This is a genomic window from Pseudoclavibacter sp. CFCC 14310 (genome assembly GCF_008831165.1).
Lineage (GTDB): Bacteria > Actinomycetota > Actinomycetes > Actinomycetales > Microbacteriaceae > Pseudoclavibacter_A.
Genome location: NZ_WBKC01000004.1, coordinates 188,537 through 204,911, shown reverse-complemented (window position 1 = coordinate 204,911; position 16,375 = coordinate 188,537). Strand labels below are relative to the sequence as shown.

Sequence of the window (16,375 nt, the reverse complement as noted above, 5' to 3'; positions counted from 1 at the left end):
GGCATGGCCCCTCACAACTCCATCAAACGCACTTCTGCGGAAAACGAAAGGTCAACATCATGGCTCTCAGCAAGAAACAGGGCGGGGTGCTGCTCGGCGCAGTCGCCGTCATCGCCGTCGCGGGCGTCGCCGTCGGCATCGGTCTCAGCGGGGCTCGGGGAAGCAACTCCGACACCGCCACAGAAGAGCAGGTCGCCCAGAAAGTGCAGTTCGACCTCACCTCGAAGAATGTCGAGGGGCGGCCGCACATCGACCCGGTGCCCGAAGCCGTCGCGGCGCTGAAAGAGAGTGGCTTCTCTCCGATCGAGGCAGGCAAACTCACTGTGGTCGGCACCGCTGGAGCCGGCGGTGCGCCACTCGGCGTGACCGCTTCGGACGACAACACGACGCGCATCGGCAGTGAGGCGGACTTCGGTGCGCTCATCGCCCAAGGCCTCGGCCTGGAATACCAGCAGGCCGTGACTTCGTGGGCAGACTGGCCGCTGGGCATTCAGTCGGGAAAGTACGACCTCGTGACGTCGAACGTCACCGTCACCGATGAACGCAAAGAGGTCTATGACTTCGCCACCTATCGAGTAGATCTGCTGGGGTTCTATGTGAAAGCGGACAGCCCCATCGAGAAGATCGACGGAGCCGACGACATCTCTGGTCTCAAGATCGTGGTCGGATCGGGTACCAACCAAGAAGAAGTGCTGCTCGCCTGGAATAAGGAGCTCGAATCCAAAGGCAAAGCCCCGGCCGAACTCGTCTATTATGACGACGACTCAGCAGCCACCCTGGCCATTCAGTCTGGTCGCGCTGACGCCACGTTCGGGCCGAACGCCACGGGATCGTTCAAAGCCAAGTCGACCGGCGAGACCAAACTGGTCGGCACGGTGAACGGCGGCTGGCCGCTCACCGCAGAGATCGCCGCGGCAACGAAGAAGGACAACGGCCTGATCAAGGCCGTCAACATCGTGCTGAACAAAGCGATAGAAGACGGCCAGTATCAGCAGATCCTTCAGCGTTGGGGGCTGGAGGCCGAAAGCGTCGAGTCATCGCAGATCAACCCGCCCGGGTTACCGAAAAAGTCCAAATGACAGACTCCTCAGCGCTGGCCGAAGATCACTTCGGCCAGCGCTGTCGTCGTCAGACGCACCGATTCGACGTCGACCCGTTCGTCGTTGCCGTGCAGCCGACGCCGGAACTCGGCGACGTCGATCTGCTTCGAGAACAGCCCGAACCCGTAGACGTTCGTGCCCGTCGGCCGCAGAAAACGGCCGTCGCTGCCGCCCGGCCCGATGACTGACGCCGGCACGGCATCCGGATAATGGCGGCGGAAGACGTCGAGGATGCGCGCGTACATTGGCGTGTCGGTCGGAGTGATGTTGCCCGGTGAGAACTGGTCGCCGGTGATGCGCACGCAGTCTGCCCACGGCTTCAGCAGCCTTTCGAGCAGCCCGTCGACGTCTTCGGGCGTCTGGCCCGGCAGCACGCGTATGTCGAGATCGATTGTCGCGGTGCCCGGAATCACATTGTGCTTGTCTCCGGCGCGCAGAATGTTCGGCGAGACCGTCACTCGGGTCAGGGCGTGACCGAGGGGCGCCAGCGGGCCAAGCGCGGGCAGCGCACCGTCGAGGCGCGCCGGGTCGAGCAGACGCTCGGTGAGATCGGCGTCGAGCTGCAGAGCATGTACGAGACTCGCCCAGTGCGGCTGTACCACCGGAGGCGCCGGGTTGCGCAGCAGCTCGAGCACGATCTCGGCGGCGATGCCGGCGGCGTTGCGTGATCCCCATGGCACCGAGCCATGGCCGGGCACACCGGTGATGAGCAGGCGACGTGCAGCCTGCCCCTTCTCTCCGACGCCGACGGTGATGCCCGAGGTTGCGCTCTCCGGCCGCAGCAGCACGCCGCCCTGCTCGGTCAGCGCCTCGTCGGCGTGCAGCAGATCGGGCCGATGCTCGCTGATCCATTCGGCTCCGTACTTGCCGCCGGCCTCTTCGTCGGCGACGGCGGCGAGCACCAGATCGCCTGCAGGGCGGTGCCGTGGGTCGGCCGCGTGCCGAAAGACAGTCGCCATCGCCGCGGTCAGGGTGAGCATATCGATGGTGCCCCGACCCCAGACCTCGTCGTCGATGAGCTCGCCCCCGAACGGGTCGTGCTGCCAGTGCTCGGCATCGGCCGGCACGACGTCGATGTGCCCGAGCAGACACAGTGATCTTGCGTTTGGGTCGCGTCCGGGAATGCGTGCGATGAGGGAGGCCCGACCGGCGTGCGGCTCGACGACTTCGCTGACCACGCCGGGCTGCTCGAGCGCGTCGCGCAGAAACGCCTGCAGCGTGCGCACGCTGGTGAGCTCCTGGCCCGAGTCGGGAGTGCCGTCGTTCACGGCGGCGTTGCGGACGAGACGCTGCAGCAGCTCGAGCGACTGCTGAGACATGGCGGAGAAGTCGTTCATGACATCTCACGATACCCTGCCGGTTGTTGCGCACTGTGACCGGTCGTTGCGGTGTGTGACCACAGGTCGGTGGTCGGTCGTGAGCCTGGTCTAGCCTCGCCGGAGGCATTCGAGAGACGACGAAAGGGAGCACACTCCATGAGCAGCACGTTCACCGTGGGTCTGCACATCGACGGAGCCGGTTCACACCCGGCTGCAGCCGCCGACGCGCTGGAGGCCGGCCATGACATCCTCAGTGCACGATGGGCGACACAGATCGTCGATCGTGCCGAGACCGCCGGGTTCAGCTACGCGACTTTCGCCGGTTCGCACCTGCCGCCCGCAGGTCCGGGCGCGCCCGCGACGACCGGGCGTATCGATGCGGTGCAGCAGGCCGCGTTCTCCGGGCCGCTGACCTCGCGAATCGGTCTGATTCCGCAGGTTCCGGTCACGTATCTCGAGCCGTTCCACACCGCCACACAGCTGGCGAGCGTCGACTACGCCTCTCGGGGCCGAGCCGGCTGGCTGGTCTCGGCCGAGAACTCCGTCGAGGCGGCCGCGCAGTTCGGCCGCACCGTGCTCGACGACGCGACGACGCCAACGGGGGAGTCTGAGCTGCAGCATGAGCTGCGCGACGTGGTGGCCGTCGGCCGGCGCCTCTGGGACACCTGGGAAGATGACGCCGTGATCCGGGACCTGCCCACAGGCCGTTATCTTGATCGCGACAAGGTGCACGACGCCGATTTCGCCGGTGCCTCGTTCAGTGTGCGGGGTGCTTCGATCGTTCCGCGGCCGCCGCAGGGCCAGCTGCCCGTGCTGGTGCCGGCGGCACGTGCCGCGATCGGCACGGAGCACGCGGTGTCGGCGGATGCCGTGCTGCTGCCCGCCTCGCGAGACCTCGCCGAGCAGGCACGTCGGCTGCGCCAGCAGGCCGCCACCGCATCCGCGGCGCCACAGATCATCGCCGATCTGCAGGTCGTGCTCGACTCCCGAGGCGAGTCGGCCACCGATCGACTCGCGCGACTCGACGGCGCCGCCGTCTGGGGCGACCCGGACGGCGCGCGTTTCGTCGGCACCGCAGACGAGCTGATCGAGAGAATCGAGCAGCTGGCGCACGTGGTCGACGGGGTGCGACTGATCCCGGCCGAGCTCGGGGCCGACCTCGACGAGCTGCGCTACGCGGTGCTGCCTGCGCTCATCGCGCGCGGAGTGGTCAGTGCGCCCACAGTCGGCACGACGCTCCGCGAGATCTTTGGTCTGCCGGCGGCTCATAACGCATTCGCGGTCGAACGCGATGGCGATCTGGCCGGCGACGACATCCGCATCACTGACAGTGCCGCGCTCGCGGGAAGGAACTGACCCATGACCAGCATCGCACCAACGGCGACACGGCATCCTGCCACCAAGCAGATCCAGTTCGGCGTCTTCTTTCAAGGCGTGAACTTCTCGACCATCTGGCATTGGCCCGAGAGCGGCGACCAGGTCGCCTTCGAATCGTTCCGCCGCGTCGCGCAGACCGCAGAGCGAGGCAACTTCGCGGCACTCTTCGTCGGCGAGGGGCTTCGTCTGCGCGAGCATCTCGGTCGGCTGCATGATCTCGACATCGCCGGTCGCCCGGATGCACAGACGCTCGACGCGGCGCTCGCCGCGGTCACTGAGCGCATCGGTCTCGTCGCGACCCAGAGCACGACGTTCAACGACCCCGCCGATCTTGCCTATCGTCTGGCCAGTCTGAACAGACTCAGCGGTGGGCGCAACGCCTGGAACATCGTCACCACGCACAATGCCTGGACCGGTGAGAACTTTCGCCGCGGCGGCTACCTCGACGGTGCCGACCGCTACCGGCACGCCGAGTCGTTCGTGCGTGCGGTCAAAGCGATCTGGCGGGCCGGCGGCGACCCCGATGCGGTGCCGGTTCGCTACCGAGACGAGTTCTACGACATCACGGTCGAACGCACGCTGCCGCTGGTCCGCGGCGGTCGCCCGGTGCTCTTTCAGGCCGGAGACTCGCCAGAGGGCCGCGACTTCGCCGCGCGACATGCCGATCTCATCTTCTCGGCGCATCCTGAGTTCCATGACGCCACGGCGTTCGCCGCAGACATCGCACACCGAGTCGAGGCCGCCGGCCGGCCGGCCGGGGCCGTGCGTGCGTTTCCCGGTTCGACGTTCGTGATCGGAGACACCGACGCCGAGGCCAGAGAGAAGTACCGCGAGGTGCGGCTTGCGCAGATCACCCCGCAGACGGCGATCGCCTATCTGGAGCAGTTCTGGGGGCGCGACCTGAGCGCCTACGACCCGGACGGGCCGCTGCCCGAGCTCGACCCGGCCGTCGAGGTCTCGAACGAGACGCGTGGTGCGGGCTTCCAGAACGCCCGAGCCCGAGAGGTGGCTGCCGAGTGGCGCAAGCAGGCCCACGAGAACGACTGGAGCATCCGGGACTTCGTCATTCAGCACACGGCTCGAGGCAATGACGACAACGGCTTCGTGGGCAGTGTGCAGACCATCGCCGACAGCCTCCAGCGTTACGCCGAGACCGGCATCGTCGCAGGCTTCAACATCACGCCGTACCTCACGCCGACGGGTCTCGACGACATCGTCAACAAACTCGTGCCCGAGTTGCAGAGCCGCGGCGTCTATCCGTCTGAGTACGCCGGCAGCACGCTGCGCGAGCATCTCGGGCTGTCGCCCGAGTTCGCACCCGAGCTCGTCGCGGTCTGAGAGCTCCTCGACAGCCGCACGGCACAGCGCTCGAAGAGCGCGTCAGCGTTTCGGCTGCGGCGCCAGGTGCCTGGCGAGATATCGGCCAGTGAGCGAGTCAGGGTCGTGTGCGATCTGGTCGGCGGTGCCGCAGGCGACGATGCGTCCGCCCGCCGTGCCGCCGCCCGGCCCCATGTCGACCACGAAGTCGGCATTGGCGATCATGTCGAGGTCGTGCTCGATGACGATCACCGTGGCTCCGCGCGCGGTCAGCCGGTCCAGCACGTGCAGCAGCGTGCGCACGTCGAGCGGGTGCAGCCCGACGCTCGGCTCGTCGAGCACGAACACGGCGTCTGACTGGTCGCGGTGCAGCTGGTTGACGAGCTTGAGCCGCTGCGCCTCGCCGCCCGAGAGCGCCGGCGTCGCCTCGCCCAGCGTGAGGTAGCCCAGGCCGAGGTCGTCGAACGCCCGCAGTCGCCGGGTGACCTTCGGCAGACTCGTCACCGTCGTGATGGCCTCGCGAATGGTGAGACCCAAGAGGTGCGGCAGCGACTGCCCGTCGATCAGGTAGCCGTCGGCGGCCGGGGCGAAGCGCGACCCGTGGCAGTCGGGGCAGGGGATGTCGATGTCGGGCAGAAACTGCACGTCGAGTGACACCTGACCGGTGCCCTCGCATCGCGGGCAGGCGAGCGAGCCGGTGTTGTATGAGAAGTCGGATGCGGTGCGGCCGTCCGCCTGCGCCCGCTCGGTGGCGGCGTAGGCCTTGCGCAGCTCGTCCATCACGCCGGAATAGGTGGCCACGGTCGAGCGCACGTTGATGCCGATCGGCGTCGCGTCGACGACGTGTGCGGTGGCGATGCCCGGCGCCGAGATCGCGCGCACATGCGCCGGCAGCCTGGTTCCGGCGGTCGAGGCCGCGATCGCCGGCACCAGCGACTCGAGCACCAGTGTCGTCTTTCCCGACCCCGAGACCCCGGTGACGGCGGTGAGTCGCCCGCGCGGAATGCGCACCTGGAGAGGATGCACGGTGTGGACCGCCTCAGTGGCCATCTCGATGGCGCCGAGGGCGAAGACGTCGCCGGCGGCCGGTCGCTCGCGCACGACGACCGGCTCGGCGCCGGTCAGAAAGCCGGCGAGCCGAGACCCACGCCCGATCGGCTGGTCGTCGTCATGCGGGCCGCCTGCGGCATCCGTCGTCGCCGCCTCGGGGCGCTGCGAGGCGACCAGATCGTCGACGCTGCCCTGGGCGATCACACGACCGCCCTCTCGGCCCGAGCCCGGCCCGATCTCGATCAGCTGCGAGGCTTCGCGCAGCACCTGCACGTCGTGATCGACGAACACCACCGAGTTGCCGTCGGCGAGCAGATCGTGCATCACGCCGACGAGACCCTCGACGTTGGCGGGATGCAGCCCGATCGACGGCTCGTCGAGCACGTACAGCACGCCGGTGGTGCGATTGCGCACGGCGCGAGCCAGCTGCACGCGCTGGCGCTCGCCGGTCGAGAGCGTCGACGCCGCCCGGTCGAGCGTGAGGTAGTCGAGGCCCAGCTGCATCAGGCGCTGCGCCATCTCGGCGAGGGTGTCGATCAGGCTGTGCGCCATGGGCTGCATGTCATCGGGCAGGGTGTCGAACACGTTCGGCACCCAGTCGAGCACCTCAGCCAGCGTCATCCCGGTGACCTCGGCCAGGTTGCGCTCGCCGATGCGCGGAGCCCGTGCGGCCGCGCTCAGTCGGGTGCCGTGGCAGTCGGGGCAGGTGCGTTCGGTGAGAAAGCGAGCGACGCGTTTGAGGCGGCGCTCGTCGCTGGCCCGTTCCAGCTCTTTGGTGACAGTGAGACGCGCGTTGCGAAAAGTGAAGTCGAGCTCGTGCACGCCTTTGCGGCTGGTGACCGTGATGTGCTTCTTCTCTTCGGGGCCGGTGAGCACGATCTCGCGCTCGTGGTCGGTCAGATCGCGCCAGGGCACGTCGGTGCGCACGCCGAATTCGCGGGCGATCGCAGGCTGCACGTTGAAGCCGAACATGTTCCACGGCACCACGGCACCCTCATCAAGGGTCTTGCCGGGGTCTGGCACCAGAGCATGGTCGTCGACGTCGCGCACGACGCCGGTGCCCTGGCAGCGCGGGCAGGCTCCAGCCGAGTTGAAGGCGAGCGCCTCGGCACCTGGAGCCTGGACGGTCGCGCCGCACACGGGGCAGACGATCGGCCGTTCAGCCGCGACGTCGATGGTCGGCGGCACGTGGTGGCCGTTGGGGCAGACGTGACTGGCAAGACGCGAGAACATCAGTCGCAGTACGTTGAGCAGCTCGCTGGAGGTGCCGAAAGTCGAGCGCACGCCGGGAACGCCGGGACGCTGTCGCAGCGCGAGCGCGGCGGGCACGTGGTCGACTGCGTCGACGGCCGCTCGCGGGGCCTGCGACATGCGCCGCCGCGTGTAGGTCGAGAGGGCCTCGATGTAGCGACGTGAGCCTTCGGCGTAGAGCACGCCCAGCGCGAGCGACGACTTGCCCGAGCCCGAGACGCCGGCGATGCCGATCAGTTGGTGCAGCGGTACGTCGACGTCGACGTCGCGCAGGTTGTTCACGCGTGCGCCGCGCACGCTGATGTGATCGGGCAGCTCGGCGAGCGGTGCGAGGAGGCCTCGGTCGCGCCCGTCGTGGTGCCCGCTGACTGTTTCGCTCGCGTCATGATGCGCGACGGCATGCTGAGAGGGCTTCATCGACTTCACGATAGTCACGAATGCTCTGTGCGGCACCCGCGAAATCGAGACGGCCGGCCCGCTCGCTGCGGGGAGTCGCTCAGTGCGTCGGCTCGGTCGCAGCGAGGTCGTCGAGCCGCACCGCCGGCGCCGGGTGGTACTGCTGCGCCCAGACGATGCGCTCCAGCTGCTTCGCCTGCCTGCCGCGATCGCTCTCGCTCAGATCACGCACCCGCGGTCCCGTCGGCACGATGCGCTTCTCGAAGGCGAGATGCACGACCTTCTCAGGGTCTTCGTCGACGTCGAACAGCGGGGTGAACCCGGTGCGCAGGTAGAGCTGCTTCGCCTCGGGCTGTCGCGGCCCGGTGGTCAGGTAGACCCGGGAGTAGCCGCGTGCCGCGGCCTCGACGTCGAGCGCGGCGAGCACACGTCGCGACAAGCCCTGTCGGCGGTGCGCCGACGAAGTCCAGATGCGTTTGTACTCGACGGTGCGGTCATCGAGGTGCATGAACGCACCGCCGGCGACCGGCACGCCGCTGCGCACGATCAGCAGGGCGAGGCCGAGCGGCGGTTCGAAGACGAACGGCGGGTACAGCTCGATCTCGCTGGGTGCGTCGCGGGGCTGATCGAAGCCATGATAGTCGGCGTAGCGCGTCGAGTACTCGTGGTCGAGCTCGTCGAGCAGAGGCTGCGAGATCGGGTCGGCCAACGAGACGACGACGATCTGATCGGTCTGCACATCTGTCATGCAGGGAATGCTAAACGGCAGACGGGCCTCGAACTCGGCGTGTGACGCTGCGTGTCGTCTCGACTGGGGAGCACCGCTCGACGCACATAGCCTTGGGCTGTTCTCGCCGCAGACGCCCTCGGCGAGCGCGTCGAAAAGAGGGGAGCCCCATGAGCGCACATCGCACGCTCGTGCTGATCGGCGGTGGCCCGCGAGCCATCGGCGTTCTGGAACGCCTGGTCGAGAACGGACGCCGTGACGCCGCGGCCTCGACGCTCGACGTGCACCTCGTCGACCCGTATCGCATCGGTCCGGGGCGCATCTGGCGCCGTGAGCAGTCGGCCGAGCTGCGTCTCAACTCGCTCGCCGGCGAGGTCTCGCTCTTCAGCGACCGCTCGTCGACCTTCGCCGGGCCGATCGCCCCCGGCCCCAGCCTGTACGAGTGGGCTCATCAGGTGCATGCGGGAACCCTTCGCCTGTCGGCGGCGCTGACCGCCGACATAGACGACGGTGTGCGCGCCGAGATCGCACGGATCACTCCGCGCAGCTTTCCCAGCCGCCGACTGCAGAGCCACTACCTGCGGTGGTTCTACGAGCGTGCGCGCGACCGGGCGCCGAGCGGCTGGCGCGTGATCGAGCATCGCGGCACGGTGGTCGGCGTGCATGATGCGGATGCCGGCGCCGGCCACGAGCTCGACGTGACAGTTGCCGAGGGCACTGGTCGAGATGCAGACGTACGTTCCGTGATCGCGGCAGACGCGGTGCTCTACGCGATCGGCCACGTTGACGCGCAGGTTGCACCTCGGCATCGTGCGATTGCACAGCAGGCCGCGGCACACGGGCTGCGCTACCAGCCGCCCGGCTATGCCTCAGACGTCGACCTCGACGGCCTGACCGCACACGACACGGTGCTGCTGCGAGGCGCCGGGCTCAGCTTCATCGACCTCGTCGTCAGGCTCACCGTCGATCGAGGCGGCCATTATGCGTTCGATCCCGACAAACCGCTCGGCCAACGGGTGACCTACGTCGCCAGCGGTCGCGAGCCTCGCATCCTGACCGGATCACGTCGAGGCGTGCCCTATCATGCCAAGACGACCTCACGGGTGCAGGGTGAGGATCACGGCTTCGCGACGACGTTCTTCACCACAGAGTGGCTGCGACACCATCTCGATGCGCACCTCGAAGCGTGGCAGCGCGTCGACTTCGTCGCCGACGTGTGGCCATGGGTGCAGGGCGAGTTGGGGTATGCCTACTACCGCGAGCTGTTCAGCGGTCATCCCGATCGTGTGCGTGGCAGCTGGGCTGAGCTGCGACAGCTCGTGCAGGCGGCCGGCGGCGTCGGCACCCCGGTTGTCGACGCCTGGCTGCGTGCACGGGTCGACGACGACGACCGACTCGACCTGGCGCGGCTGCAGCATCCGTTGGCAGAGGTGCGGGCCGAGAGCCCCAAAGCGCTCGGCGCCCGTCTGCGCACGTATCTGCTTGACGACCTGCGGAGACACGAGACCGACGAACACAGCGAACAGACCGCACTGGTGCAGGCGATCATCGGCTGCACCTTCGTGCTCGCCGAGACGCTCGACCACCCGGCTTGGAGCGACGCCGCGCAGGCGGCGCAGTTCACCGGCTTCTGGCAGAACCTGTTCAGCTTCATCGCGAGCGGCCCACCCGGCGAACGCCTTGAACTGCTGCTGGCGCTTGCCGACGCCGGCGTGCTGGAGTTCCTCGGCTCTATCGATGATGTGCAGCCGACCGCCGGCGGGTATGAGGTGCACAGCCGTACGCTCGACGAGCGACGCACGGCCGACGTGCTGATCGAGGCGTACCAGCCGCAGTGCTCGGTGTCGGCCTCGGCGAACCCGGCGCTCGGCGACCTGCATCGCACCGGTCTCGGCCACGAACGTCGTCTGCGCGTCGACGGTCGTGCGGCGACCAACGGCAAACTCGTCGTCGCGCCGGCGTCGTTCCGTGTGGTCGCAGCAGATGGCCACGCGCTGCCGAATCGGTGGGCGCTGGGGGAGTTCACCGACGTGGGGCGGCCGGCCGCCTTCGCACGCCCCGACACGAACGCGCCGAGCTTCAGATATAACGACCGGGTCGCACGGGCGATGCTCGCATCAGTCGGTCTGCTCGACGCGACCATGGCATCCTCATGTGACTCAACGCATTCGACGAGCATAAAGGAGACCACACACCATGACCGACAACCTACCGCTGCGACGCCTGGGCTTTCTCACGATCGGGCTCTTCGACGAGAAGAACCCGCGCGGCGGGCATGAGACCACGCTTGAGGTGATCGAGCGCGGCGAACGGCTGGGCTACGACAGCGCTTGGCTGCGACAGCGTCATCTGCAGTACGGCATCTCGTCGCCGGTCGCGGTCATGGCCGCTGCGACGCAGCGCACCTCGCGCATCGAGCTGGGCACCGCGGTCATCCCGCTCGGCGCAGAGAACCCGCTGCGTCTGGCCGAAGATTTGGCCACCGTCGACGTGCTGTCGGGCGGTCGGGTGAACCCCGGCGTGAGTGTCGGGCGGCCGTTTCACTATGATGACTGGAAGCACGCGCTCTATCCAGACACCTTTGACGATGAAGACTTCACCTATCGACGCGTCGAACGACTGATCGAGGCGGTGCGTGGCGACCGCGTCAGCGAGTTCTCGGGCGCCGACGGCATCGTCGAAGAATACTCTGATCACGTGCAGCCGCATGCCGCGGGGCTCGTCGATCGGCTCTGGTACGGCGCCGGATCGGAGCGCTCGGTGCGCTGGGCGGCCGAGCACGGCCTCAATCTGCTCACGTCGAGCGTGATCAGCGGCGAGCTCGGCGACAACTTCGACGAGAACCAGCGGCATCAGATCGAGGTCTACCGCGAGAACTACCAGGGAACCGGGGCGCCCCGTGTGTCGCAGGGGCTCGTGGTGATTCCCACCGACAACGCGACGTCGGATCAGGTGCGCAAGTACGAGGAGTATGTCGAGCGACGACTGCCGCGCACGACCTCTGGGCACGGTCCGAAGAACACACTCTTCTCTCGCGACCTGGTCGGCACCTCGGCGCAGATCGCCGAGCGGTTAGACGAACTGCAGGCGTTTCGACTTGTCGACGAGGTGGCATTCGCACTGCCGTTCAGCTTCGAACAGGCCGACTACGACCAGTTGATTGAAGACATCGCAGGCGAACTCGGCCCGCGTCTGGGCTGGCAGCCCCGCGTCTAGCAGATTCCTGTGAACACGAGCGGGCCTGCGAAGGCCACGGAATAACGGGGCCGTCGACTCGTTCAATTTCTTGAAGCATCAACAATTTCTGACAGAAAGGCTCGTCATGACGACCATCAGCATCTTCGGCGGAACCGGCTACACCGGCGGAAACATCGCGAAGGAAGCCGCATCACGCGGCATCAGCGTGATCTCGTACTCTCGCCACCTGCCGGCCGACGACGCTCGCACAGACGGCGTCGACTACCGCACCGGGTCGCTCTTCGACGAGGCCGTGGTGCGCTCGGCAGTCGATGCGAGCGACGTGGTCGTCGTGGCGCTGCCGGCACGCGAGATCGACGGGCGCAAGCTCATCGAGGCGATTCCCGAGGTGACCGCGGCTGTGGCCGCCGCAGGCAAGCGTCTGGGCGTCGTCGGCGGCGCCGGGTCGCTGAACGTCTCAGAGGGCGGCCCCAAGGTGCTCGACACCCCGGAGTTCCCGGACGCCTTCAAAGAGGAGGCCGGTAACCACGGGAAGGTCCTCGATCTGCTGCGCACAGAGCCGAACGACGTCGACTGGTTCTACCTGAGCCCTTCGGGCGAGTACGGTTCGTTCAACCCCGGCGAGCACACCGGCACGTTCCGCCTCGGCGGCGACGTGCTGCTCACCACCGACGACGGTCACTCGTTCATCTCGGGTGCTGACTACGCACAGGCCTTCGTCGACGAGATCGAGCATCCGGCGCACAGCCGTCAGCGTTTCACCGTCGGGTACTGACAGCGGCCTCGACATCTCAGCGCTGTGTGCACACGTGGTGACCGGGCGACCCCGTCAGGTCGTCGTTCGGCACCACGCCCGTGCGCTGTGAGCGTACCCGGTGGAAGGTCGTCGATCGCAGCGATAATCTTTTGCTGGGAATCCACGGCCACGGTCGCATGAGCACCCGCACGCCGCGTCACCTGTTCAGAGAAGAAGAGAGGCCCACCAGACATGTCCATTGCAACCGTCAACCCCACCACGGGTGCCGTCGAGAAGTCGTTCGACGAGATCGACGACGCCGAGCTCGAACGCCGCCTGCAGGTCGCGCATGACGCCTGGCTCGCTCATCGCAAGACCACGTTCGCAGAGCGCTCGGCGTTCCTGCTGAAGGCCGCCGACCTGCTCGACGCCGATGCCGAGACGCTCGGCCGCACCATCACCGTCGAGATGGGCAAGCCGCTGGCGCAGGCCGTCGGCGAGGTGCACAAGTCGGCCAAGGCGCTGCGCTTCTACGCTGAGAAGGCTGAGGGGTTCCTCGCCCCCGAACCGCTCGACGATCCGTCGATCGTCGACGCCAAGCAGGCGTTCTCGGTCTTTCAGCCGATCGGCCCCGTGCTTGCGGTGATGCCGTGGAACTACCCGGTCTGGCAGGTCATCCGATTCGCGGCTCCGGCCATCATGGCCGGCAATGTCGGGCTGCTGAAGCACGCATCGAACGTTCCGCAGACCGCGGTGTACCTCGAAGAGCTCTTCCTTCGCGCCGGCCTTCCCGAGGGCGTCTTCCAGACCCTGCTGATCGGGGCACGCCGCGTCGAGAAGGTCATTCGTGACACTCGCGTCGCCGCTGTCACGCTGACCGGCAGCGAGCCTGCGGGCCGTTCGGTCGCCTCCATCGCCAGTGACGAGGTTAAGAAGAGCGTGCTCGAACTGGGCGGCTCTGACCCCTTCGTCGTCATGCCGTCGGCCGATCTCGACCAGGCGGTCGCGAGTGCAGTGACCGCACGCGTCTCGAACAACGGCCAGGCCTGCATCAACGCGAAGCGCTTCATCGTGCACGCCGATGTCTACCATGAGTTCCTTGAGAAGTTCGTTGACGCGTTCTCCAAGCTGCGTCTCGGCGACCCGCTCGACGCCGCCACCGACATCGGTCCGGTGTCGACCGAGCAGGGGCGCGAAGACCTGGTCGAGCTGATCGAGGATGCCAAAGCCAACGGCGCCAGCGTGCTCGTCGGCGGCAGCGTGCCCGAGGGCGACGGCTGGTTCGTCGAGCCCACGGTGATCGCCGACCTGACTCCCAAGGCGCGTCTGTTCTACGAAGAGGCGTTCGGCCCAGTGGCATCGGTCTACAAGGTCTCGAACCTCGACGAGGCGATCGATCTGGCGAACGACACGCCCTTCGGTCTGGGCTCCGCGGCGTGGACCAACGACGAGGCCGAGCAGCAGCGTTTCATCGCCGAGCTCGATGCAGGTAGCGTCGTGATCAACAGCTCGACGATCTCGTACCAGGAGCTGCCCTTCGGCGGCACGAAACGGTCGGGCTACGGCCGCGAGCTCGCCGCAGAGGGCATCCGCGAGTTCACGAATCTGAAGTCGGTGCGCGTCTGCTGATCTGAGTCGGCCGCATCCGAACGCCCCGTGGCGTCGGCATCACATGATGCCGGTGCTGCGGGGCGTTCTCTGTGAGGGGTCGACAGAGGTACTGTCTCGCCCCGCAGGTCACAGTGGTTCGCCCCGCAGATCACAGTGGCGGCACAGCCGGCCGCCCTAAAGTTGCAGGTACAAACAACGTGCATGCGCGGTCTGAGACAGCGAGACATGATCAGGCTGCTGCCCGACGAGCAGAAGGAGCACACGATGCCCGCCACCTCCTCCCATGAACCGACTCCGGCATCCGACGAGGCCTCAGCAGATGGCCAGTCGAAGACGAGTCCCATACGTCGGCGCCGGGTGTGGGGCTGGACGATCGGCGTCGTCGTCGTGCTCGCCGCCGCCGCACTCATCTGGGGTCCGTCGGTCTATCGGGCGGCATTCGTCGCCCCAGCTGCCGAGAGCCCGATGGACGAGCTGCAGAACGATTCGTCAGGTGTGCAGGCCTCGCCGGTCGCAGCCGGGCAGTGGTCGGTCGCATCCGGGTCATACGCCGGCTACCGCCTCGACGAGGTGCTGCGGGGCGAGAACGTCACCGTGACCGCACGCACCCAACAGGTCACCGGCACGGCCGAGATCACGGCGACGCAGCTCACGGCAGCGCAGCTCAGCGTCGACGTCGGCTCCATCGCGAGCGATGCCGATGCGCGCGACCGCTACTTTCGCACGCAGGCCGTCGACGTGAGTCAGCATCCGACAGCGACGTTCACCCTGACGCAGCCCGCCGACATCGCCGACGCAGGCGGTGCCAGGCAGGAGTCGGTGCGACTGCATGGCGATCTCGAGATCAACGGCGTTCGACAGGCGGTGACTGTGGATGCCACCGTCGCCTCTGATGGCACCGGTGTGCGCGTCGCCGGGCAGATTCCGATCGTGTTCGCCGACTACGGGGTGCAGGCGCCGAATCTCGGCTTCGTCGCCGTCGAAGACCACGGATTCGTCGAGTTCTCGACCGTGCTGAGCCACGTCAGCTGATCGTCTCGGCGCTCTTCGGTACTCTTGAGGGCGTGACTCAGACGCCCCACGACCCACCCCTCCGCATTCTCATCGGCTGCGACACCTTCTCACCCGATGTGAACGGCGCGGCGAGATTCACTGAGAGGCTGGCCGCAGGGCTCAAACAGCGCGGCTACGACGTGCACATCGTCGCCCCGGCCACCAGCCGTCGCACCGCGGGCACGTCGACCGAGGTCATCGAGGGAGTGCCGATGACGGTGCACCGGTGGCCGTCGTGGCGGTGGTACCCACACGACTGGCTGCGTTTCGTGTGGCCGCTCACGATCAGACGTCGGGCGCGTGCGCTGCTCGACGAGGTCAAACCCGACGTCGTGCACTTTCAGTCGTTCATCATCGTGGGCCGCGGGCTGGCCATCGAGGCGCACGCCCGGGGCATCAGGGTGATCGGCACCAACCACTTCATGCCCGAGAACGGCGTCGAGTTCACCGGTCTGCCGGCGAACCTCGATCGCAAGCTCATCGATGCGGTCTGGCGCGAGGCCCGCAAAGTCTTCGCGCTGGCGCAGTTCGTGACGACGCCGACGCAGCGGGCCGCCGACTACCTCGAGCGGTGCACCGGCCTGCGCGACGTGCTGCCGGTCAGCTGCGGCATTCGCGCCAGCGACTACACGCCCCGGCTCGTCGCGGACGACCCGGGCGTCGATCAACGGCTGGTGTTCGTCGGCCGGGTCACCGAAGAGAAGCAGATCGACGTCGCGCTGCGGGCGCTCGCCTCACTGCCGCCCGAGCTGCACGTGGGCTTCGACATCGTCGGCGGCGGCGACCAGCTCGACCGTCTGAAGCGGCTGGCAGTGGTGCTGGGGGTGAGCGACAGCGTGGTCTTTCACGGCCGGGTGACCGACGAGCACCTGCTCCGTGTGCTCTCTGAGGGCAGCGTCTTCGTGATGCCCTCGATCGCCGAACTGCAGTCGATCGCGACGATGGAGGCCATGGCGTCAGGGCTTCCCGTCGTCGCCGCAGACGCGATGGCGCTGCCGCATCTGGTGCACGACGGTGAGAACGGCTACCTCTTTCGCGCCGGCGACGTCGCAGACCTCACGGCCAAGCTCACCACCGTGCTGCGGCAGAGTCAGGCTGAGCGTCTGCGCATGCAGCGCGCCTCTCTGCAGGGCGTTCGCGTGCACGACATCGATCGCACGCTCGACGTCTTCGAGCAGCTCTATCACGGGCATCGCCCGAAGACGCAGCCGGCGGACGAATCGAACGAACCGCGCTGATC

General features: G+C 67.5%; 12 protein-coding genes. 9 read left to right on the top strand and 3 right to left on the bottom strand.

Annotated features, from left to right (window positions below):
• Positions 1 to 59 precede the first annotated feature (59 nt).
• A complete protein-coding gene (locus tag F8O06_RS10515; RefSeq protein WP_158038517.1) occupies positions 60 to 1,079 on the top strand; it encodes an ABC transporter substrate-binding protein in 1,020 nt (339 codons plus the stop codon).
• An 8-nt stretch (positions 1,080 to 1,087) separates the two neighbouring features.
• On the opposite strand, the gene F8O06_RS10510 is transcribed toward F8O06_RS10515, so the two are convergent.
• Complete coding sequence (locus F8O06_RS10510; protein ID WP_158038516.1) at positions 1,088 to 2,437, bottom strand: M20/M25/M40 family metallo-hydrolase; 1,350 nt, start codon at positions 2,435 to 2,437, stop codon at positions 1,088 to 1,090.
• 138 nt (positions 2,438 to 2,575) lie between these two features.
• Here F8O06_RS10510 and F8O06_RS10505 point away from each other — a divergent pair, with 138 nt between their 5' ends.
• Together F8O06_RS10505 and F8O06_RS10500 are read left to right on the top strand one after the other, a co-directional pair.
• Entirely contained in the window at positions 2,576 to 3,775 is a 1,200-nt protein-coding gene (locus F8O06_RS10505) for an LLM class flavin-dependent oxidoreductase (protein ID WP_158038515.1), read from the top strand.
• Positions 3,776 to 3,778: 3 nt separating this feature from the next.
• A complete protein-coding gene (locus F8O06_RS10500; RefSeq protein WP_158038514.1) occupies positions 3,779 to 5,134 on the top strand; it encodes an NtaA/DmoA family FMN-dependent monooxygenase in 1,356 nt (451 codons plus the stop codon).
• A gap of 42 nt (positions 5,135 to 5,176) precedes the next feature.
• Here F8O06_RS10500 and F8O06_RS10495 read toward each other — a convergent pair whose 3' ends face one another.
• Complete coding sequence (locus F8O06_RS10495) at positions 5,177 to 7,849, bottom strand: excinuclease ABC subunit UvrA (protein WP_225733477.1); 2,673 nt, start codon at positions 7,847 to 7,849, stop codon at positions 5,177 to 5,179.
• Positions 7,850 to 7,910: 61 nt separating this feature from the next.
• A complete protein-coding gene (locus tag F8O06_RS10490) occupies positions 7,911 to 8,558 on the bottom strand; it encodes a GNAT family N-acetyltransferase (protein ID WP_158038513.1) in 648 nt (215 codons plus the stop codon).
• 149 nt (positions 8,559 to 8,707) lie between these two features.
• Here F8O06_RS10490 and F8O06_RS10485 point away from each other — a divergent pair, with 149 nt between their 5' ends.
• From F8O06_RS10485 to F8O06_RS10460, 6 genes are all read left to right on the top strand, one after another.
• Positions 8,708 to 10,816 (top strand): FAD/NAD(P)-binding protein, encoded by a 2,109-nt coding sequence (locus tag F8O06_RS10485; protein WP_158038512.1) that lies wholly within the window; start codon positions 8,708 to 8,710, stop codon positions 10,814 to 10,816.
• Positions 10,734 to 11,753, top strand: a complete 1,020-nt coding sequence (locus tag F8O06_RS10480) for an LLM class flavin-dependent oxidoreductase (RefSeq protein ID WP_158038511.1) — start codon at positions 10,734 to 10,736, stop codon at positions 11,751 to 11,753. Before F8O06_RS10485 ends, F8O06_RS10480 begins: the two co-directional genes overlap by 83 nt.
• A 106-nt stretch (positions 11,754 to 11,859) precedes the next feature.
• Positions 11,860 to 12,510: an NAD(P)-dependent oxidoreductase gene (locus F8O06_RS10475; RefSeq protein ID WP_158038510.1), complete on the top strand. Its 651-nt coding sequence runs from the start codon at positions 11,860 to 11,862 to the stop codon at positions 12,508 to 12,510.
• 213 nt (positions 12,511 to 12,723) lie between these two features.
• The gene (locus F8O06_RS10470) at positions 12,724 to 14,100 is read left to right on the top strand and encodes an aldehyde dehydrogenase family protein (RefSeq protein WP_158038509.1); all 1,377 of its coding nucleotides are present in this window, start codon (positions 12,724 to 12,726) and stop codon (positions 14,098 to 14,100) included.
• Between the two features lie 183 nt (positions 14,101 to 14,283).
• The gene (locus F8O06_RS10465) at positions 14,284 to 15,114 is read left to right on the top strand and encodes a YceI family protein (RefSeq protein WP_225733476.1); all 831 of its coding nucleotides are present in this window, start codon (positions 14,284 to 14,286) and stop codon (positions 15,112 to 15,114) included.
• A gap of 32 nt (positions 15,115 to 15,146) precedes the next feature.
• Positions 15,147 to 16,373: a glycosyltransferase gene (locus tag F8O06_RS10460; protein ID WP_192496923.1), complete on the top strand. Its 1,227-nt coding sequence runs from the start codon at positions 15,147 to 15,149 to the stop codon at positions 16,371 to 16,373.
• The last annotated feature ends 2 nt before the right edge of the window (positions 16,374 to 16,375 follow it).